General features: G+C 64.5%; 27 protein-coding genes and 1 tRNA gene. 12 read left to right on the top strand and 16 right to left on the bottom strand.

The window, feature by feature from the left end:
* Nucleotides 1-20: 20 nt before the first annotated feature.
* Together yiaA and ACQ4WO_RS14670 are read right to left on the bottom strand one after the other, a co-directional pair.
* A complete protein-coding gene (gene yiaA, locus ACQ4WO_RS14675) occupies nucleotides 21-452 on the bottom strand; it encodes an inner membrane protein YiaA (protein WP_436482091.1) in 432 nt (143 codons plus the stop codon).
* Between the two features lie 84 nt (nucleotides 453-536).
* On the bottom strand, nucleotides 537-1,484 hold the full coding sequence (locus ACQ4WO_RS14670; protein ID WP_436482090.1) for a DUF808 domain-containing protein: 948 nt from the start codon (nucleotides 1,482-1,484) through the stop codon (nucleotides 537-539).
* 194 nt (nucleotides 1,485-1,678) lie between these two features.
* Here ACQ4WO_RS14670 and ACQ4WO_RS14665 point away from each other — a divergent pair, with 194 nt between their 5' ends.
* From ACQ4WO_RS14665 to ACQ4WO_RS14655, 3 genes are all read left to right on the top strand, one after another.
* On the top strand, nucleotides 1,679-2,320 hold the full coding sequence (locus ACQ4WO_RS14665) for a LysE family transporter (protein WP_436482089.1): 642 nt from the start codon (nucleotides 1,679-1,681) through the stop codon (nucleotides 2,318-2,320).
* A gap of 107 nt (nucleotides 2,321-2,427) precedes the next feature.
* The gene (locus tag ACQ4WO_RS14660; RefSeq protein ID WP_436482088.1) at nucleotides 2,428-4,158 is read left to right on the top strand and encodes a DUF6600 domain-containing protein; all 1,731 of its coding nucleotides are present in this window, start codon (nucleotides 2,428-2,430) and stop codon (nucleotides 4,156-4,158) included.
* A gap of 316 nt (nucleotides 4,159-4,474) precedes the next feature.
* The gene (locus ACQ4WO_RS14655; RefSeq protein ID WP_034752493.1) at nucleotides 4,475-4,771 is read left to right on the top strand and encodes a DUF493 family protein; all 297 of its coding nucleotides are present in this window, start codon (nucleotides 4,475-4,477) and stop codon (nucleotides 4,769-4,771) included.
* On the opposite strand, the gene gcvA is transcribed toward ACQ4WO_RS14655, so the two are convergent.
* The gene (gene gcvA / locus ACQ4WO_RS14650) at nucleotides 4,764-5,669 is read right to left on the bottom strand and encodes a transcriptional regulator GcvA (protein ID WP_436482087.1); all 906 of its coding nucleotides are present in this window, start codon (nucleotides 5,667-5,669) and stop codon (nucleotides 4,764-4,766) included. The genes ACQ4WO_RS14655 and gcvA overlap by 8 nt on opposite strands.
* A gap of 110 nt (nucleotides 5,670-5,779) precedes the next feature.
* Here gcvA and yfcF point away from each other — a divergent pair, with 110 nt between their 5' ends.
* Complete coding sequence (yfcF, locus tag ACQ4WO_RS14645; protein WP_436482086.1) at nucleotides 5,780-6,418, top strand: glutathione transferase; 639 nt, start codon at nucleotides 5,780-5,782, stop codon at nucleotides 6,416-6,418.
* Here yfcF and ACQ4WO_RS14640 read toward each other — a convergent pair.
* Entirely contained in the window at nucleotides 6,369-7,577 is a 1,209-nt protein-coding gene (locus ACQ4WO_RS14640; RefSeq protein WP_436482085.1) for a multidrug effflux MFS transporter, read from the bottom strand. The two genes, yfcF and ACQ4WO_RS14640, sit on opposite strands and share 50 nt — an antisense overlap.
* A 124-nt stretch (nucleotides 7,578-7,701) precedes the next feature.
* Here ACQ4WO_RS14640 and pdxR point away from each other — a divergent pair, with 124 nt between their 5' ends.
* The 4 genes from pdxR (at nucleotide 7,702) to ung (ending at nucleotide 11,809) form a co-directional block, all read left to right on the top strand.
* Entirely contained in the window at nucleotides 7,702-9,174 is a 1,473-nt protein-coding gene (pdxR, locus tag ACQ4WO_RS14635; protein ID WP_436482083.1) for a MocR-like pyridoxine biosynthesis transcription factor PdxR, read from the top strand.
* A 75-nt stretch (nucleotides 9,175-9,249) separates the two neighbouring features.
* The gene (gene lipB / locus ACQ4WO_RS14630; RefSeq protein WP_436482082.1) at nucleotides 9,250-9,954 is read left to right on the top strand and encodes a lipoyl(octanoyl) transferase LipB; all 705 of its coding nucleotides are present in this window, start codon (nucleotides 9,250-9,252) and stop codon (nucleotides 9,952-9,954) included.
* A 39-nt stretch (nucleotides 9,955-9,993) separates the two neighbouring features.
* Nucleotides 9,994-11,001, top strand: a complete 1,008-nt coding sequence (gene lipA, locus ACQ4WO_RS14625) for a lipoyl synthase (protein WP_034752483.1) — start codon at nucleotides 9,994-9,996, stop codon at nucleotides 10,999-11,001.
* Nucleotides 11,002-11,146: 145 nt separating this feature from the next.
* Nucleotides 11,147-11,809: a uracil-DNA glycosylase gene (gene ung / locus ACQ4WO_RS14620; RefSeq protein ID WP_436482080.1), complete on the top strand. Its 663-nt coding sequence runs from the start codon at nucleotides 11,147-11,149 to the stop codon at nucleotides 11,807-11,809.
* A 68-nt stretch (nucleotides 11,810-11,877) separates the two neighbouring features.
* On the opposite strand, the gene ACQ4WO_RS14615 is transcribed toward ung, so the two are convergent.
* Nucleotides 11,878-14,034 (bottom strand): TonB-dependent receptor, encoded by a 2,157-nt coding sequence (locus tag ACQ4WO_RS14615; RefSeq protein WP_436482079.1) that lies wholly within the window; start codon nucleotides 14,032-14,034, stop codon nucleotides 11,878-11,880.
* A gap of 90 nt (nucleotides 14,035-14,124) precedes the next feature.
* Complete coding sequence (locus ACQ4WO_RS14610) at nucleotides 14,125-14,472, bottom strand: hypothetical protein (protein ID WP_436482078.1); 348 nt, start codon at nucleotides 14,470-14,472, stop codon at nucleotides 14,125-14,127.
* 155 nt (nucleotides 14,473-14,627) lie between these two features.
* On the opposite strand from ACQ4WO_RS14610, the gene ACQ4WO_RS14605 reads away from it, so the two are divergent.
* Together ACQ4WO_RS14605 and ACQ4WO_RS14600 are read left to right on the top strand one after the other, a co-directional pair.
* Nucleotides 14,628-15,785, top strand: coding sequence for a PepSY-associated TM helix domain-containing protein (locus ACQ4WO_RS14605; protein WP_436482077.1), 1,158 nt, complete (start codon nucleotides 14,628-14,630; stop codon nucleotides 15,783-15,785).
* An 84-nt stretch (nucleotides 15,786-15,869) separates the two neighbouring features.
* The gene (locus ACQ4WO_RS14600) at nucleotides 15,870-16,292 is read left to right on the top strand and encodes a PaaI family thioesterase (protein ID WP_070312664.1); all 423 of its coding nucleotides are present in this window, start codon (nucleotides 15,870-15,872) and stop codon (nucleotides 16,290-16,292) included.
* 2 nt (nucleotides 16,293-16,294) lie between these two features.
* Here ACQ4WO_RS14600 and ACQ4WO_RS14595 read toward each other — a convergent pair whose 3' ends face one another.
* The 7 genes from ACQ4WO_RS14595 to ACQ4WO_RS14565 all read right to left on the bottom strand — a co-directional run bounded on the left by ACQ4WO_RS14595 (nucleotide 16,295) and on the right by ACQ4WO_RS14565 (nucleotide 21,183).
* Nucleotides 16,295-16,990, bottom strand: a complete 696-nt coding sequence (locus tag ACQ4WO_RS14595; protein WP_436482076.1) for an anti-sigma factor — start codon at nucleotides 16,988-16,990, stop codon at nucleotides 16,295-16,297.
* Nucleotides 16,987-17,577, bottom strand: coding sequence for a sigma-70 family RNA polymerase sigma factor (locus ACQ4WO_RS14590; RefSeq protein ID WP_436482075.1), 591 nt, complete (start codon nucleotides 17,575-17,577; stop codon nucleotides 16,987-16,989). The genes ACQ4WO_RS14595 and ACQ4WO_RS14590 overlap by 4 nt, the downstream gene beginning before the upstream one ends.
* Nucleotides 17,578-17,662: 85 nt before the next feature.
* Nucleotides 17,663-18,184, bottom strand: coding sequence for a peroxiredoxin family protein (locus ACQ4WO_RS14585; RefSeq protein WP_034752467.1), 522 nt, complete (start codon nucleotides 18,182-18,184; stop codon nucleotides 17,663-17,665).
* Nucleotides 18,185-18,266: 82 nt separating this feature from the next.
* Nucleotides 18,267-18,956 (bottom strand): BON domain-containing protein, encoded by a 690-nt coding sequence (locus ACQ4WO_RS14580; RefSeq protein WP_436482074.1) that lies wholly within the window; start codon nucleotides 18,954-18,956, stop codon nucleotides 18,267-18,269.
* Nucleotides 18,949-19,545, bottom strand: a complete 597-nt coding sequence (locus ACQ4WO_RS14575) for a phosphoheptose isomerase (protein ID WP_034752465.1) — start codon at nucleotides 19,543-19,545, stop codon at nucleotides 18,949-18,951. The genes ACQ4WO_RS14580 and ACQ4WO_RS14575 overlap by 8 nt, the downstream gene beginning before the upstream one ends.
* 57 nt (nucleotides 19,546-19,602) lie before the next feature.
* The gene (locus ACQ4WO_RS14570; protein ID WP_099403908.1) at nucleotides 19,603-19,962 is read right to left on the bottom strand and encodes a YraN family protein; all 360 of its coding nucleotides are present in this window, start codon (nucleotides 19,960-19,962) and stop codon (nucleotides 19,603-19,605) included.
* A 9-nt stretch (nucleotides 19,963-19,971) separates the two neighbouring features.
* Nucleotides 19,972-21,183 (bottom strand): penicillin-binding protein activator, encoded by a 1,212-nt coding sequence (locus ACQ4WO_RS14565; protein WP_436482073.1) that lies wholly within the window; start codon nucleotides 21,181-21,183, stop codon nucleotides 19,972-19,974.
* Nucleotides 21,184-21,342: 159 nt separating this feature from the next.
* Between ACQ4WO_RS14565 and rsmI the strand changes: the two genes are divergently transcribed.
* A complete protein-coding gene (gene rsmI, locus ACQ4WO_RS14560; protein WP_436482072.1) occupies nucleotides 21,343-22,251 on the top strand; it encodes a 16S rRNA (cytidine(1402)-2'-O)-methyltransferase in 909 nt (302 codons plus the stop codon).
* A gap of 41 nt (nucleotides 22,252-22,292) precedes the next feature.
* On the opposite strand, the gene ACQ4WO_RS14555 is transcribed toward rsmI, so the two are convergent.
* Nucleotides 22,293-22,979, bottom strand: coding sequence for a hypothetical protein (locus ACQ4WO_RS14555; protein WP_436482071.1), 687 nt, complete (start codon nucleotides 22,977-22,979; stop codon nucleotides 22,293-22,295).
* Between the two features lie 112 nt (nucleotides 22,980-23,091).
* Between ACQ4WO_RS14555 and ACQ4WO_RS14550 the strand changes: the two genes are divergently transcribed.
* Nucleotides 23,092-23,168, top strand: a tRNA-Pro gene (locus ACQ4WO_RS14550).
* Between the two features lie 173 nt (nucleotides 23,169-23,341).
* On the opposite strand, the gene ACQ4WO_RS14545 is transcribed toward ACQ4WO_RS14550, so the two are convergent.
* A complete protein-coding gene (locus tag ACQ4WO_RS14545) occupies nucleotides 23,342-24,265 on the bottom strand; it encodes a hydroxymethylglutaryl-CoA lyase (protein ID WP_436482070.1) in 924 nt (307 codons plus the stop codon).
* A 1-nt stretch (nucleotide 24,266) separates the two neighbouring features.
* Nucleotides 24,267-25,199 carry a 2-hydroxyacid dehydrogenase gene (locus ACQ4WO_RS14540; RefSeq protein ID WP_436482069.1) on the bottom strand — a complete coding sequence of 311 codons (933 nt, stop codon included), beginning with the start codon at nucleotides 25,197-25,199 and terminating at the stop codon, nucleotides 24,267-24,269.
* Nucleotides 25,200-25,205 lie beyond the last annotated feature (6 nt).

The following is a 25,205-nucleotide window of genomic DNA, read 5'->3' as shown; positions in this document are numbered from 1 at the left end:
GGTAGACGCGCTGGCGCTGTTTAGGTTCCCGTCATCTCGTCAGGCACCAGGGCCGAGGCGCGCGCTACGTCGCGCACATTCTTTTGCACGGCCACGGCTGCGAACAGGCTGAGCAGGAATGCCATGGCGTAGAAACCTTTCTCGCTGTTCTGCAGGGTGGCGTTCCACAGGCCGACCGTCAGCAGCAGCAAGGTCAGCAGCACGGAAATCCAGCACAGGCCGAAATAGATGCCCGTCACGGCGATGCCCTCGGCGCGGTCGCGCACGGATTTCTGCAGCGAGACGGCGGCGAACAGGCCGTACATCAGGATCGTAAAATAATAGCCCTTCTCGTTGAGCGCCATCGTGGCGTTCCACAGGCCGGACAGGTAGGTGATGGCGCCGATCAGCAAGGCCGCCCAGGAAGCGCCGATAAAGGCGCTGCTGGGACGTTGGATGGGGGAAGTCTGCATAGGGTCTCCATGGACGGGCTGGCGCCGCGGCATGGCCGAGGCGGCGGGCACGGATGCGCCTGCCGCCCCATCAGACCAGAAAGTTTATTTGCTTGGCTTGACCATGCGCAACAAAGCCGACACGGCCGTGACGCCGGCCAGCACCAGGCCGCCGGCGATGAGGCCGGCCACCGCGTTGATCAGGCTGGGCGTGACGGCTGCCAGCACGGGGCCGATGCCGGCCACGCCGCCGACGGCCGCTTCCGCATGGTGCAGCATGCCGCTGGCCCACGGCCAGCCGTGCGTCAGAATGCCGCCGCCCACCATGAACATGGCCAGGGTGCCCACGACGGAGAGAAATTTCATCAGTTTCGGCGCCGCCGACACGAGCAGGCGGCCAAAGCCGCGCACGCCGTCCATCAGCGCGCCCGCGCCCTTGCGCGCGGCCAGGTAAAAGCCGGCGTCATCGAGCTTGACGATGCCGGCCACCAGGCCGTACACGCCGACCGTCATGAGGAGGGCGATGCCGACGACGACGGCCACCTGCTCGGCGAAGGTGGCCGCGGCCACCGTGCCCAGCGCGATGACGATGATTTCCGCCGATAAAATGAAGTCGGTGCGGATGGCGCCCTTGATCTTGTCTTTTTCCAGCGCGACAAGGTCGACCTGCGGGTCGCGCAGCGCCTGGGCAAGCTCGGCCTTGTGGCTGTCGTCCGGATGCAGGTATTTGTGGGCGATCTTTTCGAAGCCTTCGAAGCACAGGTAGGCCCCGCCCACCATCAAGAGCGGCGTGATGGCCCACGGCGCAAACGCACTGATGGCCAGCGCGGCGGGCACGAGGATGGCCTTGTTCTTCAGCGAACCGACGGCGACGGCCCAGACGACGGGCAATTCGCGCTCGGCGCGCACGCCGGCCACTTGTTGTGCGTTCAGGGCCAGGTCGTCACCGAGCACGCCGGCCGTCTTCTTGGCGGCCACCTTGGTCATCAGGGAAACGTCATCGAGGATGCTGGCGATGTCGTCGAGCAGGGCCAACAGGCTGGAGCCGGCCATCTCAGCGCGCTCCCGCTTTGGTGGTAGGGAATCGTGGAGCGAGGAAAGTGTTGTTTTTCATGATGTTATTCTTGGTTGTACGGCAAGGGATGGCCCAGGTAAGGCATGACTGCGATCTTACCTCAGGGCGGGCCGGCAAGGCCGCACTGACCGGGTTAAAATTGCCTCTCATTCGCATTTTTTTTGGAAACCGCATGCCATTTGCCACCTGGATCACCTTTGTCGTCGCCGCCTCCATCATCGCCGTCTCGCCCGGCTCGGGCGCCGTGCTGTCGATGTCGCACGGCCTGTCGTACGGGGTGAAAAAGGCCAGCGCGACGATTCTCGGCCTGCAACTGGGGCTGCTGGTGGTGCTCGGTATCGCCGGCGCCGGCGTCGGCTCTTTGCTGCTGGCCTCCGAAGTGGCCTTTAATATCGTCAAGACGGTGGGTGCGCTGTATTTGATCTACCTGGGCCTGTCGCAGTGGCGCGCCAAGGTGGCGGTGACGGGCGACCTGCACGCCGACGCCGTCGTGCCGTCCATGGGCCGGCGCGTGCTGACGGGTTTTCTGACCAACGTGACGAATCCAAAAGGCATCATTTTCATGGTGGCGGTGCTGCCGCAATTCATCAGTCCCGCTTCGCCGCTGCTACCGCAACTGCTGATCCTGGCCGTCACCATGTGCACGATCGATCAGATCGTCATGCACAGCTACGCTTTCCTCGCTTCGTCGATGCAGCGCTTTTTCCATGACGCCAAGGCCGTGAAGAGGCAGAACCGTTTCTTTGGCGGCTTGCTGATGGCCGTGGGCGCCGCCCTGTTCTTTGTCAAGCGCGGTGGCCAGGCGGCGTCCTGAACGAAGTCAATATGCAAACATTTGTAAGCCCGCTTGCGGTACTTGCCGGATAGGACTGTAATCGGCCTGTTGTCTTCCTTTTATCTGCGTCCTGCCTGGAGCGCGCCATGCGTCCGACCCTGCCCCTGCTGAAAACCATCTGCGCCGTGCTGCTGTCGTCGGCGTGCTCGCTGGCGCTGGCGCAGGATCCGCCCGCCCGCGTGGGGCGCATTTCCACCGTCGAAGGGCAGGTGCTGGTGCGCGCCGGCGATGGCGATGCGCAAAACGCCCTGCTGAACTGGCCCGTCACGACAGATAACCGCTTGAGCACCATGCGCGGCGCGCTGGCGGAATTTCGCGTGGGCGCGGCCGCCGTGCGCCTCGATGGCGATTCCGAGCTGGAAGTGAGCGAGCTCGATGACGACAGTTTCAAATTGCACCTCAGCTATGGCACGGTCAGCGTGCGCGTGCGCAATCCCGACGCGCTGCGCGGCTTCGAGCTGACCACGGCCCAGGCCCGCGTGATCCTGACCCAGCCGGGCTGGGTGCGCATCGACGCGGGGCGCCAACCCGGCGCCAGCGTTGTCAGCGTGCTCGATGGTGCGGCCGACGTGGATGGCGCGACGGGCAGTGCGACCTTACGAGCCGGCAAGCGCGCCGAGCTGACGGACGAGGAATTGCGCACGGGCGCCTTGCAGCGGATCGCGTTCGACAACTGGCCCGAAGCCTTGCCCGCCGCCGCGCCGGCCTTGCGCTATGTCACCGACGATACGACCGGCTATGAAGAGCTGGACCGCTATGGCGCCTGGCAGGACAACGCGCAATACGGCCCCTTGTGGCTGCCCAGCGCGGTGCCGGCCGGCTGGGCGCCGTACAGCGACGGGCGCTGGACGTGGATCGCGCCGTGGGGCTGGACCTGGGTCGACAATGCGCCATGGGGATATGCGCCCTCGCACTACGGCCGCTGGGTGCTGCTGGGCCACCGCTGGGGCTGGGCCCCGGGCCGCGAACGTGGCCGCGTGCCCTGGGCGCCGGCCCTGGTGGGCTGGGTCGGCGGTAATCATGGACCACATAACGGGCCACAGCATGGCCAGCGCCCCGGCGTCGGCTGGTTTCCCCTGTCGCCGCACGAGCGCTACGTGCCCGGTTACCGCGCCAGCGCCGAGTATGAACGCCGCATCAACCGGATGGCCGAAGGGCGCCGCCCCGTGGCGGGCGAGCGCGAACGGCGCGAAGGCATGACGATGCTGCCGGGCGAGCGTTTTGGCGGCTCGCGCACGGTCGACGTGCCGCGCCGCAACCGCACCACCATGCCGCCGCCCGTCATGCAAAGCTTGCCGTTGAGCACGGCGCCTGCGCCGGCCGGCAACTGGCAGCGTCCCGTCGAGCCGAGGCAGCCCCGGCGCGACTGGGTCAACCGCCCCGGTCGCTTGCAGACGGACGATGGCCAGACGCACATGGCGCCGCGTCCCATGCAGCCGAACCGGCCGCCCATGCCGGCCCAGCCGCCGGTGCCGCCGCAGCCCCTGATGCCGGCGATGCCCGCCTTGCCGCCCGTGCAAGATCGGGTGGCCCGGCCCGGGTGGCGTGGCGAGGAGCGGCCCCGCGCCGACTGGCACCGCGCCGAGCGTGGCCCCCGCCGCGAAGCGTTGCAGACGGCGCCGCCTGTCTTGCCTGCCCCGCCTCCCGTGGCCCAGCCGCGGCCCGCGCCGCCGCCGATGCCGGCCCCAGCCGCCCGTCCTCCCCAGGAGGCGCGCGGTGCCGAGCGCGCCAATCCGCCGCGTGAGCGCAACCATGAGCGTAACAACGAGCGCGGCGGTCCCGGCCGCAGTGGCCGGATGCAGGAAGTGGAGCGCTGACGGCGGTGCCGTCTGTCGCGCCGTATCGACGTTCAAGCCGCGAAATGCGCAGTTCGTCACATACCGGAGGTAAAGCCGCCGTCGTTTGTCTACAGTACGACCACTGCTTATCCTCCAAGTGACAGCATCGATTTTTCCGGCTATTTTGTCCAAACGAAATAGTTTTCGCCAGCTTACAAAGCTGGCTTTTTTTTTGCCTTGCCGTCTGCGCCATGGCGGCCGGCGCAGCCGCCCTCAAAGTTGGCTACAATACGCTTTTATACAGCCGCCGCGCGATAAGCGCTGCCTGTTCTGACCGGCACTGATTGGATTTCCCATGCAAACGACCCCACCGACCGAAGTGACGATTCCTCCCAGCGAATCGCTGATCGAATACCCGAGCGATTTTCCCATCAAGATCATGGGCCCGACGCATGTCGATTTCGCGCCGACCATGCTCGAGCTGGTCATCAGCCACGATCCGACTTTCCACGCAGGCCGCATGGAAGAGCGCCCATCGGGCAAGGGCAATTACACGGGCCTGACCGTCACCGTGCGCGCCATCAGCCGCGAGCAGCTCGACGCCCTGTACACGGCGCTGTCGGGCCACCCGATGGTCAAGATCGTCATGTAAGCAAGGTGGGCGCTTCGCGTGCCTGGAAGGCGGCGATTTCTTCGCCCAGCCAGGCACGGAAGGCGCGCACCGGCTCGCGCTGCGCCGCAGCGGGCGGGCTGACCAGGTAATACGCGTCGGCGCAGGGCACGGCCATGTCGAACAGGCGCACCAGCCGCCCCGCCGCCACCTCCTGCAGCGCCACCACATGGCGCACCAGCGCCACGCCGTCGCCGTCGATGGCCGAGCGTATCAGCATCGACAAATCCTCGTACAGCACGCCGCCCACGGGCTCGGCCAATGGCAAGCCGGCCGCCGCCAGCCATGGCCGCCACGGTTCGAGCGAGCGCAGCAAGGTCGCGTGCGCCAGTTCGCCCGGCGTGGCCGGCAAGTTGCCGCCCCGGTAAAGGGGGCTGCAGACGGGGTAATACACGTCGCCCATCAGCGGCTGCACCAGCAGGCCCGGATAATGGCCGCGGCCGAAGCGGATCCCCACGTCGATGCCTTCGCTTTCCAGATCCTGCAAGGCGCCGCTCGTTTGCAGCACCACTTCGATGCCGGGATGGCGTTCGATGAAATGCCCGAGGCGCGGCGCCAGCCAGCGCGCCGCGAATGAGGGAATCGCCGTGATCGTCAATCGCGTATTGGCGGGCGCGGGCCGCAGCGCTTGCGCCGCCGTGGCGATCTCCGTAAAAGCCTTGCCCAGCACCAGCGCAAATTGCCGCCCCTGCGGCGTGACCGTCACGTGGCGGCCATTGCGCAGGAACAGCGGCAAGCCCAGTTCCTCTTCCAGCTTGCGCACCTGGTGGCTGATGGCGCCGTGCGTCAGGTGCAGTTCCTCGGCCGCGCGCGAAAAATTGCCATGGCGGGCGGCCGCCTCGAAGGCGCGCAATGCTGAAAAATTAGGCAGTCTGGACATGACGTTTGATGTGAATAGAAGTAACAATAGCAACGAATATAACTCGTTTTGTCACCTTTACACGGCGCTTTATGATGAATGCTGTTCACTAATCCACAGGAAGGCCCACCATGTCCCTCATTTTGTATGTCGACCGCAACCGCATCAGCCCGTACGCCCTGTCCGCCTTTGTCGCCCTGAGGGAAAAGCGGGTTTCCTTCACCGTGCAGGACGTCGACCTGGACGCGGGCGCGGCGCGCCAGCCGCCGTTCAGCACGCTCAGCCTGACGCAACGCGTGCCCGCCATCGACCATGATGGCTTTATCCTGACGGAATCGAATGCCATCGCAGACTATCTCGACGACGTCTTTGCCGCGCCCGACTATCCATCCGTGCTGCCGCGCGACGTGCGCCAGCGGGCGCGGGCGAGGCAAGTGCAGGCGTGGCTGCGCAGCGATCTGCTGGCGCTGCGCAACGAGTGCGATTCCACCGTCGTGTTCCACCCGCCCCGCGCGGACCATGCGCCGCTGTCGCCGGCGGCGCAGGCAGCTGCCGCCAAGCTGCTGCAGATCGCGGGCGAACTCGTGCACGGTGACTACCTGGCCGGCGCCTGGAGCATCGCCGACACGGACCTGGCCCTGATGCTGTTGCGTTTGATCAAGAGCGGCGAGCCTGTGCCGCCTGCCCTGCGCGACTATGCGCTGGCCCAGTGGCAGCGCGCTAGCGTGCAGCAGTGGCTGGCGCAGGTGCCGTCGCCGCAACTGGCTTAGTCAGCCGCCACACGAGGGCAAAGGCCGCGCTGGCCGCCGCCGTCACCCACAGCAGCGGCTTTTCGCTGCCGTCCGTGATGGCGGCGATGACGGCGCCGCAAACGGCCGTGATGAGCATCTGCACGAAGAAGAACAGGCCCGAGGCGCTGCCCGCCTGGTCGCCATACGGCTGCAGCACGGCCAGCTGGCAGGCGGGAATCGCCATGCCCACCGACACCATCACCAGCAGCATGGGCGCCACCAGCGACGCCACGTGCTGCGGCGCTAACGTACCCGCCAGCAACAGGCTGGCCGCGCCCGCCACATTGATCAGCACCGCCACGCCCAGCATATGGTCGGCGCCCAGGCGCGGTCCCAGCGCGCGAAACAGGCTCGAGCCCGCGATATAGCCGCTGACCGTCAGCGCGAACACCAGCGCATACGCATGCGGCGACAGATGCATACCCCTTTGCAACAGCACGGACGATTCCGCGATGAACGGAAAATACGTGCAATACACGCAGCCGATGGCCAGCGCATAGCGCAAGAAATACGCATCGCCCAGCAGGCGGCGGTACAGGGCCAGGGTATTTCCCTGTGGCGCGACGCTGGCCGGCCTGGTTTCCGGCACATACGCGGCGATCAGCCCCAGCGACAGCGCTCCCAGCAGGCACAGCACGCCAAACACGGCGCGCCAGCCGAATGCCGCGTCGAGCACGCTGCCGGCCAGCGGCGCGAGGATAGGCGACAAGCCCATCACCATCGAGATTTTCCCCAGCATGCGCGCCTGCGTGGCGGGGTCGAAACGGTCGCGCACCATGACCCGGCCGATGATGGTACCGCTGCAGCCGCCGAACGCTTGCAGCACGCGCGCGGCGATCAGCACGTGGACGTCGCTGGTCACCGTGCAGACGATGCTGGCGAGCACAAAAATGCCCGTGCCGGCCAGCAGCACGGGGCGGCGTCCGTAGCGGTCGGCCAGCGGCCCGCAAGCGAGCATGGAGGCGGCCGAGCCGGCCATGAACAGGCTCAGCGTCAGTTGCAACTGCGCATCGCTGGCATGCAGGGCATCGGCCATGGCCGGCAGCGAAGGCAAATAGATGTCGATGCTGATGCGCGACAGGCAGACCAGCAGCAGCACGATGCCGCCCCAGGCCCATACAGCGATTTGTTTCTGCATTGTTTATACGATCCCTTCAAGCGTGCACCCCGCTGGCGCACCGGAACGGTGAGAGTAGGCTGGTTGTGGTGTAATGCGAAGTGCCACTCATCAGAAAACTCATTGGACCACTTGGACGATTATCATGCCGCGAGGAAAATCACCGCACGCCCTGGACTTGCCTCGCCCAACCAGCTGGCTCGACAAGGAAGGCGTCAACAAGCAGGATGGCGCGTATGAAGCGCTGCGCTCGGCCATCCTGACGAAGATGCTGCCGGCGGGCAGCCGTTTGCCGTCCAGCCGTACCCTGGCCGAACGGTGGGAGTTGTCACGCGGCACCATCGAAACCGTGTTCGACCGCCTGCACGCGGAAGCGTATGTGACGCGCGTGCCCGGTTCTGGCACGCGCGTGTGCGCCGTCGTGCCGGAACGGTTTTTGATGGCTGGCTTTGGCGATGCCGCTCCGGCCACGCTGGCTGTGGCGCCGGCTCCCGCTTCGGAGACGGGCGTGCGCGACGGCTTGCCGTTTGTTGCGCGGCGCGCCGACGCCAGCCTGTTTCCCATGGCCGCCTGGTCCAAGTGCGCCACGCGGGCGCTGGCCGCCGTCACGCCGGAGCAGCTGTGCAGCGCCGAGCCGGCCGGCCTGCCCCAGCTGCGCCAGCAGATCGCCGACTTCCTCGCCAAGTACCGCGGCATCCGCTGCGACCCGCAAGACATCGTCGTCACGACCGGCATCCGCCACGCGATCGACTTGCTGGCGCGCGGCATCGTGCGCGACGGCGATAAAGTCTGCCTGGAAGATCCGGGCTATCCGGCCGCGCGCGCCCTGTTCGCCCTCGCGGGCGCCGTGCCCGTGGACATTGCCGTCGACGCCGAGGGCATCGATTGCGCCGTCCTGGCCGCGCACGCGGACGCCTGCCTCGCCTATGTGACGCCGGCGCACCAGTCGCCGCTGGGCGTGACCATGTCCGTCACGCGCCGCCTGGCCTTGCTGGAATGGGCGAACGACCATGGCGCCTGGGTGGTGGAAGACGATTACGACAGCGAATTCAATTACCACAGCGCGCCGCTGGCGGCCCTGAAGGCGCTGGACCAGTACCAGCGCGTGATTTATTGTGGCAGTTTCAACAAGACTCTGTTTGCCGGCCTGCGCGTGGGCTTCATGGTGCTGCCGCCCGCTCTGCGCCCGCAGTTGCTGCGCATCGTGCGGTTGACGGGCCGCTCCGTGGGCGTGACGGAACAGCTGGCGCTGGCCGCCTGGATGGAGGAAGGCGCCTTCGTGCGCCATTTGCGCCAGGCGCGGCTGGCCTACAAGGAGCGGCGCGACCTGTTGCTGGCCTGCCTCGAGCAGATCGCCCCCGGCCGCTACACGATTTCCGGCCAGCAGGCGGGTTTCCATTGCGTGCTGTGGCTGCCGCCAGACAGCGATGAACGGGCGTTTTGCGCGCGCGCCGCGCAGGAAGGGCTGGCGCTGCAGCCGCTTGGTGATTTTTGCCACAGCGCCAGGCTGGCGCCGGCCGTGCTGCTCGGCTACACGGCCTTGAGCCTGGCCCAGGTGCGCCATGCTGCACAAAAATTGGGCAGATTGCTGTTGGTGCCAGAGTCCGCCCCGGAATGAAATGGCCGCCTGGCTTATAATCACGGCTTCGCCGCAGCGTCCGCAGGGCGCCGGCAGCTGATTACAGAATCTGTCATGACCACCACCCGCACCGAAACGGCGCTGATCCGCGAGCTGGGCCGCGTCGATTACGCGCCCACCTTTGCCGCCATGCGCACCTTTACCGACGCGCGCACGACGGACACGCGCGACGAACTGTGGATCGTCGAGCATCCGCCCGTGTTTACTCTGGGCCTGGCGGCCGACCGCGGCCATCTGCTGGCCGGCGCCGAGAACGTGCCCGTGGTGCAGACGGACCGTGGCGGCGAAGTGACGTTTCACGGCCCCGGCCAGGTGGTGATTTACCTGCTGATGGACTTGCGCCGCAACAAGCCGGGCGGCAAGCTGTATGCGCGCCAGTTCGTGCATAAAATCGAGCAAGCCATCATCAACGTGCTGGCGGCGTATAATCTCGCTGGCGAGCGCATCGATGGCGCGCCTGGCATCTATATTGCCGGCGGACCAGACAAGGGTGCGAAGATCGCCGCGCTGGGCTTGAAAGTGCGCGGCAACGGCTGCACCTATCATGGCGTATCGCTCAACGTGGCGATGGACCTGGCGCCGTTTTCCTGGATTAACCCTTGCGGCTATTCCGGCCTGAAGACGGTGGACATGCGCAGCATGGGCGTGGTGGCGCCGCTGGTCGAAGTGCAGCGGGCCCTGGCCCATGAATTGACCGTATTACTCGATGTAAGCGAAGCAAACAGCGCCGCAGGCGCGCCTCAGGCAGCGGATGCCTGAGCAAACAAACCAAACTTTGCCCCTCAAGGGCTTGCAGCCATGACTTCTGAGACCATTTCCAGCACCGCCCCCGCCGCTCCCGCCTACAACCCGAGCGAAAAGCAAAAAGGCGCCAGCAAGACGTCGCGCATCCCGATCAAGATCATTCCGATCGAGCAAGTCGAGCGCCTGAAAAAGCCGGACTGGATCCGCGTCAAGGCCGCCTCGGCATCGACCCGTTTCTATGAAATCAAGGACATCCTGCGCGAAAACAAGCTGGTGACCGTGTGCGAAGAAGCCAGCTGCCCGAACATCGGCGAGTGCTTCGGCAAGGGCACGGCCACCTTCATGATCATGGGCGACAAGTGCACGCGCCGCTGCCCGTTCTGCGACGTCGGCCACGGCCGTCCTGATCCGCTGGACAAGGAAGAGCCGGCCAACCTGTCGAAAACCATCGCCAAGCTGCGCCTGAACTACGTTGTCATCACCTCCGTCGACCGCGATGACTTGCGCGACGGCGGCGCCGGCCATTTCGTCGAGTGCATCCAGCAAACGCGCGCCCTGTCGCCGAATACCCGCATCGAAGTGCTGGTACCGGACTTCCGCGGCCGCCTGGAAAAAGCGTTGCTGTTGTTCAAGGATGGCTTGCCTGACGTCATGAACCACAACCTGGAAACGGCGCCGCGCCTGTACAAGGAAGCGCGTCCCGGTTCCGATTACATGCATTCGCTGAAGCTGCTGAAAGACTTCAAGGCCATGTACCCGGACGTGAAAACCAAGTCCGGCATCATGGTCGGCCTGGGCGAGACGGACGAGGAAATCCTGCAAGTCATGCGCGACATGCGCGAGCACGACATCGACATGCTGACCATCGGCCAGTACCTGGCGCCATCGAACAGCCACTTGCCCGTGCGCCGCTATGTGCACCCGGACGTGTTTAAAATGTTCGAGGAAGAAGCGTACAAGATGGGCTTCACCCACGCCGCCGTCGGCGCCATGGTGCGCAGCTCGTACCACGCGGATGAACAGGCGCACAGCGCCGGCGTGGAATCGGCGCTGAATTTCTAAGCACCTTGCGCCGTATCAAAGCCGTCCGCTGCAGAGCCGGGCGGCTTTTTTTTGCTTGTTCGTATCGTGCCCACCTCATGCGGCTGAGCGTCCTATACTGGCATGCTGAAAAAGCATGGTTGACGGATAAGTTATGAGGTGACGCATGGACGTACGCATCGACGCATCGTGGAAGGCGCGGCTGGAGGGCGAGTTTGCCCAGCCGTATTGGGAACACCTGGCCGCTTCCGTGAAGGAAGAGTATGCGGCGGGGCCGTGTTTTCCGCCGGGTAAAACGATCTTCCGCGCGTTCGACCTGACGCCGTTCGAGCAAGTCAAGGTCGTGATCCTGGGGCAAGATCCGTATCACACGCCCGGTGCAGCCATGGGGCTGTGCTTTTCGATTCCCGATGGCACACCGCCGCAACCGAGCCTGCAAAATATCTTCAAGGAATTGCAGAGCGACGTCGGCGTGGCGCGCACGCGCACGGATTTGTCCGACTGGGCCGAGCAAGGCGTGTTTCTGCTCAACAGCGTCCTGACGGTACGCGCCGGGGTGGCCGGTTCGCACGCCGGCAAGGGGTGGGAGAAATTGACGGACAGCGCCATCCGCCACCTGTCCGCCGAGCGCGAGCATCTGGTATTCATCCTGTGGGGCGGCTATGCGCAAGCCAAGCGCACCCTGATCGATCCCGGCAAGCACCTGGTGCTGGCGGCACCGCATCCTTCGCCATTGTCGGCCAGCAGAGGTTTCTTTGGCAGCAAGCCATTCAGCCAGGCGAATGCGTATTTGCAGGCGCATGGCCAGGAAGGCATCACCTGGGGATAAGTCATGAAATAGTACGGCAACCGACAGCGGCAGGCGTTGCTCCCTGCCGCTGTCTTCGCGCGTAACGGTTAAAAACTGGTCGACAGGCCGGCATAGATGCTGCGGCGGGCACCGTACTGCGGCGCTCCCACGCCCACGCCGGAACCGTCGCGCAGCAGATACGATTTGTCGAACAGGTTGATCAGTGCCAAACGTCCTTCCACCTTGCCGACCGGTGTGTTTTTCCACGTGTGCGTGAGCGCCGTGTTGACGGTGAAGTAACTTGGCAAATGGCCGGAATTCGGGGCGCCGCCGTCCGGAGTCATGCGCAGGCCGCTGCCGTAGAGGAAGTCAGCGCTTACTTGCGAATCGCCAAAGTGATAGTGTCCACCGCCAGACAAGGTGTATTTCTGGTCATGATCGAGGTAGACATAGTGTTGGCTGATGTAGTTCAACTCATCGGCGCCAAACAGGGCCTGGCCCGAATTGATGTTGCGTCCCTGCGCCTTTTGCGTGCTGGCGTTGAGGAACAGGCCCCAGTTTTTCTCGCTGTAGATGGCCGATAACTCCAGGCCCTTGGCGTAGCCGTCCGCATAGTTGAAAGGCGTCAAAATCAATGCCTGGCCGAACTGGCCTTCGTCCAGCAGGTTGCTGATTTTTTTATAGTACACATCGGCCGTCACGGTCAGTTTTGAATTCACCTGGTGGCTGATGCCCACGTCGTAGTAATGCGTGCGCTCGGCCTTGACGTTGTCCGACTGGCCGATTTCCGGCGCATTCGTCGTGTTCGCATACAGGTCGATGCTGCCTTGCGCCGCCAGTTCCTGCGGCGGCGGCGTGAAGTAGCGCGAATAGCCGGCGTGCAGGGCCGTGCCTGGCGCGATCTGGTAGGCCAAGTTGACGCGCGGGCTCCATTGCTGCTCGCTCGTGTAGGCCGAGACCTTGTCGAAGCGGGCGCCATAGTTCAGGGTCAAAGGCTTGCTGATATGCCACTCGTCCTGCAGGTAGAAACTGGCCAGGGTGCCCGTCTTGCCGCTGTTGTCCAGCACCGTGATGGGCGTGGTGGACGTTTGCGCGCCGTCGATTGCCGGGAAGACGGCCACCGTGTTGTCGCTCGTCGTCTTCTGGCGCGTGTAGGCCAGGCCCGCGCGCACGGTGTGGTCCTGGTGCAACTTGTAGCTGATGTCGAACTGCGCACCGGAAGCGCTGTTCGCGCGGCGCGAGTCCGAGGCCACGCCGTTGTAGATCAGGTCGCCAATGGCATCGGGCGTGAAGTGCAGTTCCGAATACTGGTGGAAGGCCGACACCTGGTAATTGACGTCGCCCAGGCTTTTTTGCAGCGACAGCACGAGGAAGCGGTTCACCTCGCGCTGGTTTTCATTGAGCTGCGACGACGGCAACGTGGTCGTGCCCGCCTGCGCATCGCTGTGGCCATCAAGCGAGAAGGCGGGCGTCTGATTCGGGTTGTTCGGGATCTGGAAGCGGCCGTTATACGTGCCGAACATGGCGCCCAGGCGCGTATTGTCATCGAGGAAATACGACAGGCTGCCGAACGATTTGTTCTGGCGCGTCTTGTCGTGCAGGGCGCTGCGCGTGTCTTGCGGGTTTTCCACGCCCAGGGAGTTACCGAGGTAGCTGCCGGACAGGTAGTAATTGAACTTGCCCACGCTGCCGAAAAATTCAGCACTCGGCTCCACGTGATCGTGGCTGCCGACCATGATGCCGATGCGCCCGCCCGGTGTCATGCCACCCTCTTTCGTTTCAATATCGACAATGCCCGCCGTGCGCAGGCCGAACTGGGCCGGCAAGGCGCCCGTCATGAAATCCGTCTTGTCGATCAATCGCGTGTCGATCGACTGGCCAAAGCCGGTGATGCTTTCCGGCAGTTGCACGCCATTGATGCGGTATTGCACGTTGGCATGGTCGTCGCGCACATGCAGGGCGCCGGAACCTTTCGAATCCTGCGACACGCCCGGCAGGCGCAGCAGCACTTCATTGAATGGCGTGTTGTCGCCCTGGCCCAGCATGTCGACCATGTGGCTGTCGATGCTGTAGATGGTGGTGCCAACTTTCGGCGACAGCTCGATGCGCGCGCTTTTCAGATGGGCAGAGGTGACTTCGACCTTTTGCATGTCTTGGGGAGCAGCATCGGTATTGGCCTCGGCAGGCTCGGCGGCGTGGGCGGAAACGGTAAACAGGCTGGCAAGGGCGAGCGACAGCGCGCTCAGGCGTGGTGTGTGTTGCATGATGAACCTCAAAATAGTCAACGCCAGGCGGCCCGGCGCGCATGATCGCGCGACAAGGGGCAGCCTGAAAAAGGAAAAACAGCGTGGGAACTACAGTGAGGCGGCAGGCGGGCCGCGCACGGGCGGCAGAACGAGGGCGGTGATGGGCGCCAGGGTGGCGGGCGCGATGGCCAGCAAGCGGTATGGCAGTAACTGGGCGGGTGGTGGCTCGGTGATGGCCGGCGGCACGGCGATGTCGGCCACCTTGTCGATGGCCGTGGCGCACAGCGCGCACTCTTCCGCGTCGAGCGACGTCTTGTGCAGGTGCGAGGCGGCCGTCGACAGCAGGAACACGAGGACCAGCGCACTGAACAGCGCCACGCACAGCCGCCACGGCGTGCGCGCGAGGGCGGCGGCACCGTGATGAGCAAGCTTGCGGGTGGGCTGGCGGGAAGACATGGGCGCATAGTAGCAAGAAAATCGCCCCGTTGTCAGCGCTTGTTGCAATTGATTTGCGCTGGGCGGGCACGACAGCATGCCAGCTGATAATGATTTTCACTCCGGGCCTTTCATGCTATCGTTTCGCAGCCCAAAATTCCCCGAGTCGCTTTCCCATGTCCAAACGCCCGATCAAGTGGTTGTTCGCCAAGCTGCACCTGTATGCGGGCCTGTGGTTCGGCGCCCTGTTCGTTTTGCTGGGCTTGACGGGTTCCGCCATCGCCTGGATGCCGGAGCTCGATGCGTATCTGAATCCGAACTTGTTGCAGGCGAGCACGCCCGCGCCCGGCCAGGTGTTCCAGGTGACGCCGCGCACGGTGCAAGCGGTGGTGGACGGACTCACGGCCGACCCTGCCTACGGCAAGCCCTCGCAGCTCAATCCACCCGCCGATGCGCTCGACGTGTACGTGGCCTCGTACCGGCAAGCCGGCAAACCGTCGCCTTTCAGCCAGGCCATCGTGCGCCAGGTGATGGTCGACCCCTACACCCTGCAAGTCAAAGGCGAGCGCGACTGGGGGCGTTTCGGCCTCACGCGCCCGTTGCTGATGTCGGGCATGTTTCATTTGCACCGCTATTTATTGTCCGGCGAGGTGGGCAAGACCATTACCGGTATCTCGGGCGTGCTGTTGCTGCTGATGGCCTTGAGCGGCATCTATCTGTGGTGGCCGCGCGTGCAGTGGGCGGCGATCAAGCGCGCTTTGACGGTGTCGCATGGCGGTTCCTGGCCCCGCTTCCATTACACCTTGCACAAGGCGGCGGGCTTTTTTGCCGCGCCCGTGCTGGCCGTGCTCGCCTTTTCCGGCATTTATTTCAATTTGCCGCAATTGATCGTGCCGCTGGTGGAGCTCGTGTCGACGGCGCCGGACAAGGCCAAACTGAAAAATCTGCGGCAGGACGGCGACCTGCTCGATGCGGGCCAGGCCATGGCCGCCGCGCAACAGCTGTATCCGCAGGCGCGCGTGTCGCGCATCGTGCTGCCGGCCAGCAAGGACCAGCCGTATGACGTGCGCGTGCGCCAGCCCGGCGAGATCGCCGAGGGTGACGGCGCCACGCGCATCACTGTGGATGCGCGCAGCGGCTTGCCTCTGCGCATACGCGATCCCTTGCGGGCGCCGGCCGGAGACGTGTTCCTGGGCTGGCAATTCCCCCTGCATTCGGGCCAGGCGTTTGGCGTGGCCGGCCGCAGTTTTATTACCGCCTTCGGCCTGATGCCGCTGCTGTTCATGCTGACGGGGACGCTGGTGTGGTGGAAACGGCGGCGCGGCCGGAAATAAGCGGTCGCCAGACCGATGCGGGAAAAGTTGCTATCATCATAGTATTTTCCGGCGTATCCCGGTCTCACCCGCACAAGGACCAGCATGAGCAATCCCGACATCACCGTAGCAATGTTGAATGAACGCGGCACGGGCCGCCTGCCTGGCCACCTGGGCATCGTCATCACGGAAGTGGGCGACGGCCAGCTGACGGCGGAATTGCCCGTGCTGCCGCATCTGCTGGCGCCAAATGGTTATTTGCACGCGGGCAGCGTGGTGACCCTGGCCGACACGGCTTCCGGCTATGGCTGCATCGTCAACCTGCCCGAAGGGGCGACGAACTTCACGACCATCGAGCTGAAATCGAACCACCTGGGCACGGCCCGCGAAGGCACGCTCACCTGCACGGCCAAGGTCGAGCACAAGGGCCGCAACACGCAAGTGTGGGATGCCGTAGTGAAAAGCAAGGAAACGGGCAAGACGATTGCCCTGTTCCGCTGCACGCAGATGATTCTGTATCCAAAATAAGCTTAAATTTTCACCCAGTTACCCTTGTAGAGAATCGGTCCCGTCGGTCCGTTCGGATCCGGCGAACCGCCTTTCGGCTCCAGGGTGACGGCCAGCAGGGCCACGTCGTTGCCGATAGCGCGCTGGGACAAGGCCAGTTTCACGTTGCCCTTGTCGGCCAATAAGCCCAGGGAGCGCGGGTTGCCGCTCTTCGGCACGGCCCACAGTTCCAGATCCTTGTCGCTCGGCACGGGTGCGTTGCCCACCATGCGCACCTCGAGCGCGCCGTGGCGGCTGTCGGCCGTCAGCAGCAGGGCCGTTTGCGCTTTCTCGTCCGTCAGGCTGGCCACATAGCTGATTTGCGGCGCGTCCATCATGCGCGTGGCCACGACGATGACCAGCAGCGCGGCGATGGCGCTCGAGGCCATGCCCAGCGAACGCCAGAACGACAGGGAATCGCGGAACCAGGACCAGCCGTCCTGCGGCTTCAGGTGCAGGCGCTGCTCGATCTGCTGCCACACGCGCTTGGGCGCCACCACGGGCGTGGCAAATTCGGCCATCGGTTCCAGGCGCTGGCGCCATTCGGCGGTGATATTGCGCAAGTCGGCGTCGTTGTGCAGCCAGCCTTCGAAACGCCGGCGCGCGCCCCCTTTCAGGGTGCCCAGCACATATTCGGACGCCAGTTTCTGGCGCAGGGTGTCATTGCCGCGGATATTCATGATGCCTCCCGTTTCGCCAGGCACGTGCGCAGCCGTTCCAGGCTGCGGCGTATCCAGGTCTTCACGGTGCCGATCGGCAGCGACATCTGCTGCGCCACTTCGCTGTGCGACAGGTCGTGATAGAACGCCAGGGCGACCACCTGCCGGTGCAGCCCTTCCAGGGCGGACATGCAAAACGCCAGCGCCTTGGCGTCACCGCTCAGTTGCAGTGATTCGATCGGCGTGGCCTGGGGGTCTCGGAGTGCATTCATGACTTCGCTATCAAACTGTTCGGCATCGATTTCCACGGTATCGTCGCTGCGCCGCAGCACATCGAACGCCTTGTTGCGCACGATGGTGGCCATCCAGGTCATCGGCGCCGCCAGATGGCTTTGATACGTGGCGGCGTTGTTCCAGATGGTGACGAAACCCTCTTGCAAGGCTTCTTCTGCGAGCTCTTGCTTATGCAATATACGCAGCGCGAAGCCAAACAGTTTCGATGAGGTGGAGTGATATAGCTGGCGGAACGCGGTGGCGTCCTTGTTGCCGGTGGCGAGCAGCCAGGTTTTCAGTTGCTGCGGGTCGAGCGATTGAGCGGCTAGGGGCACGGCTGGCCTTCACAAGGTGAGTGGGATCACGCCTGGGAAGGTTATAACAGATTGATAACACTTGGCAACAAGGTTTTGTGCCGTGTTATCCCGCGATGGCCGTCTCGAGCAGCTTGTGCAGTTCCGCGAATTCCGGCTTGCCCACGTAGCGCTTGAGGATCTTGCCCTGCTTGTCGAGCACGAAGGTGGTGGGCGTGAGGGCCACGTCGCCGTAGGCCTTGGCCGCCTCGCCCGTCACGTCGAGCGCCACCTTGAACGGCAGCTGGCGCGTTTCGGCGAAGTTCAGCACGTAGTTGGCCGGATCGTATTTCATGGCCACGGCCACGAATTCCAGTCCCTGCCCCTTGTACTTGTTGTAGGTGTCGACCATGTCCGGCATTTCCGCCACGCAGGTGGTGCACGAGGTGGCCCAGAAATTGACCATCACGACCTTGCCGCGCAGGCTCGCCGACGTGATTTTCTCGCCATGGATGCCGTGGAACGTCACGTCCGGCGCGCTTTGCTTGTCATTGAGCGACAGATAAGCGGCGGCGGCCACGCCCGCCACGAAGACGGCGATCAGGGCTGGCTTGACCCAGGACTTGCTTGCGGATGGCGAAGTTGACATGGTTTTTACTTGAAAAGCGCGGCGATGCGGCCATTATAGCCATATCGCCGCATCAAAGCCGTAGGTCAAACGGAGGAGGCGCTTATTGCTGCACCGTGTCGCTGGCGTTGCTGGTGGTGGTGCGCGCCGGCGCCGGATCGGGCTGCAACTGCTTCAGTTCCGCTTCCGAAATGTAGTCGAACAGCTTGACCACTTTCTGCACGCCGCCCACGCCGCGCGCCACATCGGCCGCGACCGTGCCTTCGCGCTGGGTGACCCGGCCCATCAGGAAGACGGTGGCGTTTTCCGTGACCACCTTGAATGAGGCGGCCGAGATGGTTTTCATGTCGACCAGGCTGGCCTTGACCTTGGTGGTGATCAGCGCGTCGTTCGAGCGCGAGGTGTAGCTGGCCGGACCGGCGATGATCAATTCATTGGCCACCGACTCCACGCCCTCGATATTGCGCACTTCGCGCTCGACGGCATTTTTCATCGCCTCGTCGCGCACTTCGCCCGTCAGCAGGACGCGGCGGTTGAAGCTGGTGACGTTCACATGGCCCACGTCGCCGGTGATCGAGGGGATGCGCGACTCGCCTTTGAGGGCGATCGACTTGTCTTCGGTCTGGGCGCCCAGGGTGCGGCGGTCCGCTGCGGCAACGCCGCCCATCACCGCGCCGCCGACCATCAATTCGATGCAGCCGGTGAGCGAGGCGAGCATGGCGCCGCACAGCAGTGCGGTGGCCAATGGGCGTTGTACGCGTTTCCAGCCTGGGCCAGTACCGAATTTAGTCATTCACGTCTCCTCCGAATAGCGCGACGTCGATGCCGTCGCAGATGCAATGTATGGTGGTCAGGTGGACTTCCTGGATGCGCGCCGTGCGCTCGGCCGGCACGCAGATATGCACGTCGGCGTCCGTCAGCATCTTGCCGATGGCGCCGCCGTCCTTGCCCGTCAGCGCCACGACGCGCATTTCGCGCTCGAGCGCCGCTTCCACGGCGGCCATCACGTTGGCCGAATTGCCCGATGTGGAGATGGCCAGCAAGATGTCGCCGGCCTGGCCGAAGGCCTGCACCTGCTTCGAGAAAATTTCGCGGTAGCTGTAGTCGTTGGCCACGGCCGTCAGGATCGACGTATCCGTCGTCAGCGCCAGGGCCGGTAGGGGAAAGCGCTCGCGTTCGAAGCGCCCCACCAGCTCGGCCGCGAAATGCTGGCAGTCGGCGGCGGAACCGCCGTTGCCGCAGGCGAGAATCTTGTTGCCGTTGGACAATGCATAAAACATCAGGTCGATCGCCTGCGCAATGGGTTGCGCCAGTACGGTGGCGGCCTGGATCTTGAGTTCGGCACTTTCGTGGAAGTGCGAGAGGATGCGTTGATTATTCATAGTCTGCCGATTATAGTGCAGGCGCGCGGCATGGCGGACAAGCACTGTTAAAAATGCTTACATATCGAGGATGTTCTTCAGCCAGCTGATGCGCCCGCCATCGATGGCCAGCGCGTCGAAACGGCACGGCGGCACGGTTTTTTGCCGCAGCAGCCAGGTTTGCGCGGCCACCACCATGCGCCGCTGCTTGGCTGGCGTGATGCTGGCCAGGGCGCCGCCGAAGGCTGCACTGCTGCGTAGCCGCACTTCGACGAAGACGACCGATGCGCCATCGCGCATGATCAGGTCCAGCTCGCCGCCCTTGCACAGATAGTTACGCTCCAGCAGCACCAGGCCTTGCAGCAGCAGATACGCGAGCGCATCGTCTTCCCCTTGCCGCCCCCGTGCCTGTTTATTCTGGAAAGGCAGGGGTGGCATGGCATGTCCTTATTGGGCCGGCGGCACGGCGACAGGCGCCGGCGCGGCCGGTGGCCAGGTGCCCAGCACGCCCTGCTGATAGGTGGCGGCCTGTTCCGTGCGTTCGAATACGCTTTGCTCATTCTCGAAGCGCACGGCCAGGCGGCCCGTTACGCCATCAAGGGTAAATGGCGCGTTCGGGCGCAGCGCCACTTCGCGCGCCACGCGGAAGGCGTCGATGCCCAGCGCGTACAGGCGTTCCATGTCAGCCGTCAGCCGGGTGTCGGCCGGTTGCGGCGGCTGCGGATACACCATCACTTGCGGATGCTCGCGCTGGACTTGCCATGGCAGGTCCAGCAGGCGCGCGCCGTCGAGCTCGGGGCCGCTGGCGCCGCGTCCGGCGCCGGGGTTCAAGGACGAGGTGCCATACAGGGGCAGATCGCTGCCGATGGCCACGCGCAGCTGGCGCGCCTGGTCGGCATCGAGCGCGGCAAACAGCAGGCCAGGCGGCGTGGCGGCCAGGCGCGCGCGCAGCTGTACCAGCTCGGCATCGCTCAGGTAGCCATTCGTGGCCGTCAAGTCCATCGCCTCGATCTTGCCGCCCTGGCGTAGCCATTCCTGCTTGAAGGCGGCGCTGATGCGGCGCTGCGAGGGCGAACCGGCCGACAGGATCAGTGCGCTGGCGCCCGGCTGTTCGCTGGCGGCCCAGGCGGCGACCTGGCGCGCTTCCGCCTCGATCGACAAGCCCATCACCAGCAGCTTGGCCGGCAGGCGTGCTTCGCCGCGGTTGTCGGGGTGGTTCAGGGCGATCGTTGGCTTGCGTACCAGGTCGCTGTTGGCCACGGCCGTGACGGCCGAGCGCGACAAAGGCCCGACGACGATGTCCTGTTCTTCCTGTGCTTGCGCAAACTTGTTCAGCACGTCGCTGCTGCCGTCGCCGGTGTCGATCACCGTCACTTCAAAGCCGCTGCGGTCGCGCTCATACGCGGCCATGAAACCGGCGCGCAGCAGTTCGGCGGCCGGGCCCAGGGAAGCGGAGCGCAGCGGCAGCAGCAGGCCGATGTGGTGGACCTTGCCGTCGGATGGCGCCGGCGCCGTGGCGGCCGGCATGTCTTGCGGCATGCCGGTGGCCGGCTTGGTGGTGATGGGCGCCAGCGGCGCGCCGTTGCCGTCGTAGGCGGTAATATCGGGTACGGCCACGGCAAACGTCACCGGTTCGGGCGCGGGCGGCTTGGGCGGCACGGGCAGCGGCTTCGGTGGCGGCAGCGCCCTTGTGTTAGATTCAATAGGCGCGCACAATTGCCCGGGCGCGTCGCAAGGCGTGCTGCAAGCGCTCAGCATGCCGGTCGCGGCACAAACAAGCAGTAACTTCACACTATTAGCAAGCATTTAACCTCCAAAATGACCGTACAAGAAATCAGTTCCATCGCCAGCCTGCCCATCATGACAGAGGCGGCGCACCAGGTCTATCCTATCGCAACATTGTATATAGTGGCCACGCCGATCGGCAATGTGACCGATATCAGCCTGCGCGCGCTGCATTTGCTGAGCCTTGCCGATGCCGTCGCCTGTGAAGATACGCGCAACACGGCGCACCTGCTGACGCGCTTTGGCTTGAACAAGCCCCTGATTGCGGCGCATCAACATAACGAGCGCGAAGTGGCGCAAACCCTGATCGCCCGCCTGCAGGCCGGCGAGCGCATCGCCCTCGTTTCCGACGCCGGCACGCCCGCCGTGTCCGACCCCGGTGCGCGCATCGTCGACGCCGTGCGCGCGGCCGGCCTGCGCGTGCTGCCCCTGCCCGGCCCGTCGGCGGCGATCACGGCCATTTCCGCCAGCGGCCTGTTGAACGACCAGTTCTACTTTGTCGGTTTCCTGCCCGCGAAAGCCAAGCAGCGCGAAAACATGCTGCACAGCCTGCGCGGCGTGACGGCCACCATGGTGTTCTATGAGGCGCCGCACCGCATCCTCGATTGCGCCACGGCCCTGGTGGAAGCGTTCGAACCGACGCGCCAGGTGGTGTTCGCGCGCGAACTGACGAAAATGTTCGAGGAAATCCACCGCTGCCCCCTGTCCAAAGCGGAAAGCTGGATCCGTGCCGACGCGCACCGCGAAAAGGGAGAATTCGTCGTCCTGCTCGAAGGCGCCACGCAAGCGCAGGACGCGGAAGACGTGGAAGCGGAGCGCATCCTCAATATCCTGCTGGCCGAATGCAGCGTCAAGCAGGCAGCGAATTTGACAGCGCAAATCACGGGCCGCAAGAAAAACGCCCTGTATGAGCGGGCGTTGCAGTTGAAGGGGCAGGAATAATTTGATTGCGATCTACCCAAAATGGGTGGATTGTTAAACTATTACCACTTGCAGCCGCTATCCTTCTTGTCCAACAACATCAACACGGGCGCCAGCAAGCCTGCGCCTGAGTAGGCGGTGCGGCAATCGCCGCGCTTGCCTTGTGCGATGTCGCGCGCCAGCTGGGTTTCCGTTTGCAGCGGCTTGTCGGGGATTTGCCCCACAGCCGTGCCCACCTTGGATGGATCGCGCTCGCCGGCCATCTTGCGCGCCGTTTTCCTGGCCGCTTCCATGTCGAACTTTGGCGTTTCTTGCGTGAGGGTATCGGGACTGGCCGCCGGCGTGGCCGGTGATGCCGGCACCACCGTGATGGCTTGCGGGCTCGATGTTGGCGCCGTGGGCGCCGCCGGCGTTTCCCGGGCCGTGGCGAGTTTCGGCTTGCTGATGGGTTTGGGTTCGCGCTTCGGCTTGACGACTTCGACAGGCGGCGGGGGCGGTTTGGCGGCCAGCGGACGTATCCACACGGCGATCGACTCCACGCGCGGGGCCGTGTCCGGTGGCGTGGCCGGCTGCACATGGCGCCACAGAGTGATCAATGCGCCATGCAGCAGCAAGGACACGGCGATGCCCAGCAAGATGCCGCGGCGGTTCGGCATGGGCTGGCCGCCGCCGCTTGTTTCTATCCTGAACTCCATTGCCGTCGTCGCCTTCATGTCTGATCGGGAAAACTTGCCAAGCCAGTGTCGCATATTTCCGGCATGTTGAAAAATACATGCATCCCAGTGCCGCGCGTAAATAATTTACAGAGAGTTTCACCTGACCCTTGACCGAAGTCGATACAGCCTGTATTATCTTGGTCTTCGGAGTGTGGCGCAGCCCGGTAGCGCACCTGGTTTGGGACCAGGGGGTCCAAGGTTCGAATCCTTGTACTCCGACCAAATTTGTAGAAAAAAACCCAAGAGTTTCGGCTCTTGGGTTTTTTTTCGTCCGTACGGTTCACGTATGTCGGGGTAGGTCGGGTAGGTCGGGTTAGCGCGCAGCGCGTAACCCGACAACAGTGTTGGCCATGACCCTGGTGGCGTCGGATTACGCGCTTGCGCGCTAATCCGACCTACACAGCGGCGCGCTTCGCCGCAATGGCGTTACCCGCACGGCTCGATCCCTTGCGCCCCAGCTGCTGCGCGATGAACTGCCCCGCGTCCACCACCAGGTCCAGGTCGATGCCTGTGGCGATGCCCAGTCCCTGCATCATGTACAGCACGTCCTCGGTGGCCACGTTGCCCGTGGCGCCCTTGGCGTACGGGCAGCCACCCAGGCCGGACACGGACGAGTGATAGATCGCGATGCCCGTTTCCAGGCTGGCATAGATATTTGCCAGCGCCTGGCCATAGGTGTCGTGGAAGTGGCCGGACAGCCCGCCCACGTGAAAGGCGGCAATCGCGCGTTCCATCACCGCCTGCGTTTTGCGCGGCGTGGCCACGCCGATGGTGTCGGCGATGTCGATCTCGTCGCAACCGAGGTCGCGCATGCGGCCCACCACGTCGGCCACGGCGTCCAGCGGCACGTCTCCCTGGTAGGGGCAGCCGAAGGCGCAGCTGATGCTGCCGCGCAGGCGCAGGCCGTGTTCCTTGGCCGCCTTCGCCACGCCTTCGAAGCGGGCGATCGATTCGGCGATCGAGCAGTTGATGTTCTTTTGCGAGAACGCCTCCGACGCGGAACCGAAGATCACCACTTCATCGGCCTTCGCCGCGAGAGCCGCCTCGAAACCCTGCATGTTCGGCGTCAGCGCGGAGTAAATCGTGCCGGCGCGGCGCGCGATCTTGTCCATCACTTCCGCGCTGGTGGCCATCTGCGGCACCCATTTCGGCGAGACGAAGGACGCTGCCTCGATGTTGACGAAGCCCGCCTGCGTCAGGCGGTCGACCAGTTCGATCTTGACGGCGGCGCTGATGGTTTCCTTCTCGTTTTGCAGGCCGTCGCGCGGGCCCACTTCGACGATCTTGACCTGCTTGGGCAGACTGGTAGTAGGGTTCATCTCAATATCCTTGCAAACGGTTGACGATGCCGGCGACAGAGTCTCCGGCTTGCAGGCGGCGCATCTTGGCGGCGATCTGCGCCACGCTTTCGCGGCGCAGGGTGGCGGCCGAAATATGCGGCGTGATGGTAATGCGGGGTTCTTGCCAGAACGGGTGCTGCAGCGGCAGCGGCTCGTTGCGGAACACGTCCAGGGTCGCGCCCGCGATATGCCCTGAGCGGATCAGCGTCAGCAAATCCGGTTCGGCGATATGCGCGCCGCGCGCCACGTTGATGACATAGGCTCCCGGCAGCAGCATCGACAGGCGTGTGCGGTCGAGCAGGTTGTGCGTCTCCGGCGTGAGCGGCAGCATGCACACGAGCACGCGCGTGCCGCGCAAAAATGCTTCGAGTCCCTCATCGCCCGCGAAACACGCCACGCCATCGGCGTGCTTGCGGCTGCGGCTCCAGCCCCGCAGCGGGAATTCAAACTGCGCCAGCGCTTCGAGCACGCGCGTGCCCAGCACGCCCATGCCCAGCACGCCGACGGGGAAATCCGTCTTGTCGAACGCGGGCAGCGGCTGCCAGATGCCGGCGCGGCCCTGCGCCTCGTAATCGTCGAAACGGCGGAAGTGGCGCAGCACGGCATGGCTTACATATTCGGCCATCTGCACGCCCATGCCCGCGTCATCGAGGCGGACCAGTGGCACGTGGGCCGGCAGCGCGTCGCCAAACTTCAACAGCGCGTCGACGCCGGCGCCCGTGTTGAAGATGGCTTTGACATTCGCCAGTTCGGGCAGCATGGCGGCGGGCGGCTGCCACACGACGGCGTAGTCGCACGGTTCAACCGCTTCGCCTTCGCGCCAGAAGACAATGTCGGCTTCGGGCAGCAAGTCGCGGAAGTCGCTGATCCACGCCGCTTCCTTGCCGTCCGAACGTTGTAACAGGATGCGCATGTGCTT

It is taken from the genome of Janthinobacterium aestuarii, assembly GCF_051380835.1.
Lineage (GTDB): Bacteria > Pseudomonadota > Gammaproteobacteria > Burkholderiales > Burkholderiaceae_D > Janthinobacterium > Janthinobacterium aestuarii.
Note: the sequence above shows the minus strand (reverse complement) of the source record. Positions and strands in the feature narration are given on the sequence as shown.

What these genes read in the sequence shown, in the direction of transcription:
- ACQ4WO_RS14615 (WP_436482079.1), bottom strand. Translation starts at nt 14,034, where the DNA reads ATGCAACACACACCACGCCTGAGCGCGCTGTCGCTCGCCCTTGCCAGC.
- ACQ4WO_RS14605 (WP_436482077.1), top strand. Translation starts at nt 14,628, where the DNA reads ATGTCCAAACGCCCGATCAAGTGGTTGTTCGCCAAGCTGCACCTGTAT.
- ACQ4WO_RS14610 (WP_436482078.1), bottom strand. Translation starts at nt 14,472, where the DNA reads ATGTCTTCCCGCCAGCCCACCCGCAAGCTTGCTCATCACGGTGCCGCC.
- yiaA (WP_436482091.1), bottom strand. Translation starts at nt 452, where the DNA reads ATGCAGACTTCCCCCATCCAACGTCCCAGCAGCGCCTTTATCGGCGCT.
- ung (WP_436482080.1), top strand. Translation starts at nt 11,147, where the DNA reads ATGGACGTACGCATCGACGCATCGTGGAAGGCGCGGCTGGAGGGCGAG.
- ACQ4WO_RS14580 (WP_436482074.1), bottom strand. Translation starts at nt 18,956, where the DNA reads ATGACTAAATTCGGTACTGGCCCAGGCTGGAAACGCGTACAACGCCCA.
- ACQ4WO_RS14595 (WP_436482076.1), bottom strand. Translation starts at nt 16,990, where the DNA reads ATGAATATCCGCGGCAATGACACCCTGCGCCAGAAACTGGCGTCCGAA.
- ACQ4WO_RS14570 (WP_099403908.1), bottom strand. Translation starts at nt 19,962, where the DNA reads ATGCCACCCCTGCCTTTCCAGAATAAACAGGCACGGGGGCGGCAAGGG.
- ACQ4WO_RS14600 (WP_070312664.1), top strand. Translation starts at nt 15,870, where the DNA reads ATGAGCAATCCCGACATCACCGTAGCAATGTTGAATGAACGCGGCACG.
- gcvA (WP_436482087.1), bottom strand. Translation starts at nt 5,669, where the DNA reads ATGTCCAGACTGCCTAATTTTTCAGCATTGCGCGCCTTCGAGGCGGCC.
- ACQ4WO_RS14655 (WP_034752493.1), top strand. Translation starts at nt 4,475, where the DNA reads ATGCAAACGACCCCACCGACCGAAGTGACGATTCCTCCCAGCGAATCG.
- ACQ4WO_RS14575 (WP_034752465.1), bottom strand. Translation starts at nt 19,545, where the DNA reads ATGAATAATCAACGCATCCTCTCGCACTTCCACGAAAGTGCCGAACTC.
- ACQ4WO_RS14670 (WP_436482090.1), bottom strand. Translation starts at nt 1,484, where the DNA reads ATGGCCGGCTCCAGCCTGTTGGCCCTGCTCGACGACATCGCCAGCATC.
- yfcF (WP_436482086.1), top strand. Translation starts at nt 5,780, where the DNA reads ATGTCCCTCATTTTGTATGTCGACCGCAACCGCATCAGCCCGTACGCC.
- rsmI (WP_436482072.1), top strand. Translation starts at nt 21,343, where the DNA reads ATGACCGTACAAGAAATCAGTTCCATCGCCAGCCTGCCCATCATGACA.
- ACQ4WO_RS14545 (WP_436482070.1), bottom strand. Translation starts at nt 24,265, where the DNA reads ATGAACCCTACTACCAGTCTGCCCAAGCAGGTCAAGATCGTCGAAGTG.
- lipB (WP_436482082.1), top strand. Translation starts at nt 9,250, where the DNA reads ATGACCACCACCCGCACCGAAACGGCGCTGATCCGCGAGCTGGGCCGC.
- ACQ4WO_RS14660 (WP_436482088.1), top strand. Translation starts at nt 2,428, where the DNA reads ATGCGTCCGACCCTGCCCCTGCTGAAAACCATCTGCGCCGTGCTGCTG.
- ACQ4WO_RS14665 (WP_436482089.1), top strand. Translation starts at nt 1,679, where the DNA reads ATGCCATTTGCCACCTGGATCACCTTTGTCGTCGCCGCCTCCATCATC.
- ACQ4WO_RS14585 (WP_034752467.1), bottom strand. Translation starts at nt 18,184, where the DNA reads ATGTCAACTTCGCCATCCGCAAGCAAGTCCTGGGTCAAGCCAGCCCTG.
- ACQ4WO_RS14555 (WP_436482071.1), bottom strand. Translation starts at nt 22,979, where the DNA reads ATGCGACACTGGCTTGGCAAGTTTTCCCGATCAGACATGAAGGCGACG.
- pdxR (WP_436482083.1), top strand. Translation starts at nt 7,702, where the DNA reads ATGCCGCGAGGAAAATCACCGCACGCCCTGGACTTGCCTCGCCCAACC.
- ACQ4WO_RS14540 (WP_436482069.1), bottom strand. Translation starts at nt 25,199, where the DNA reads ATGCGCATCCTGTTACAACGTTCGGACGGCAAGGAAGCGGCGTGGATC.
- lipA (WP_034752483.1), top strand. Translation starts at nt 9,994, where the DNA reads ATGACTTCTGAGACCATTTCCAGCACCGCCCCCGCCGCTCCCGCCTAC.
- ACQ4WO_RS14640 (WP_436482085.1), bottom strand. Translation starts at nt 7,577, where the DNA reads ATGCAGAAACAAATCGCTGTATGGGCCTGGGGCGGCATCGTGCTGCTG.